Here is a 613-nt window from a genome sequence, read left to right as displayed (position 1 = left end):
AGATACATAGCTGAAGTAAGTGGACACTCACTTATATTAAGGGAAGAAGAATGTGTTCAGAGTAGGATGTTAATATAGTTTCACTGCCTGTCATAACACAGATTTCTGTCCCAGAGAATGTGGGAATATATGAGTCAAAGGCAGCGTGTGCACTAATTTTTTCTCTTCTCTCTGCTACCATGTCTGCCTATGAACCCTGTAAAGGAAATAAGCCACTGCCCAGCAAGCCAAATAACGTCTAGCACTATCCAGAGGCGGCAGAGTAACTTTAGTGTCTTCATAGCCTTTTAACGAGAAGATAGCTAAAGAAAACACCTTAGTCATTCACGTACATAAAATTAAGCTGCTTCCTTCAATAAGGTTTAGTCCTGGAAGACGTGGGTGGCTGTTGCACAACTCAGCTTCTAGCATGACTTCCTTACAACCTTTATTCGGAATAAGCATATAATGATCCTCTCTTTGATTGTGGGCAAGCGACAGGGGTAAGCCAATAGCTGAAGATAGGAGCATGTGGCTGCTCCCTTTCCATTGCTATTGCCATGCTGACAGACTTCTTCGACATGTTCCTCATGTACTTTCTTATGTTGAAGGCAACGGCAGCCATGAGCATGAC

General features: G+C 42.7%; 1 pseudogene. It reads right to left on the bottom strand.

From position 1 onward, the window contains the following. Positions 1-427: 427 nt before the first annotated feature. Positions 428-613: pseudogene (locus tag ACFS7Z_RS27385) on the bottom strand (IS1182 family transposase); the annotation flags it as partial.

This window comes from Pontibacter toksunensis, from assembly GCF_042686245.1.
GTDB lineage: Bacteria > Bacteroidota > Bacteroidia > Cytophagales > Hymenobacteraceae > Pontibacter > Pontibacter toksunensis.
Note: the sequence above shows the minus strand (reverse complement) of the source record. Positions and strands in the feature narration are given on the sequence as shown.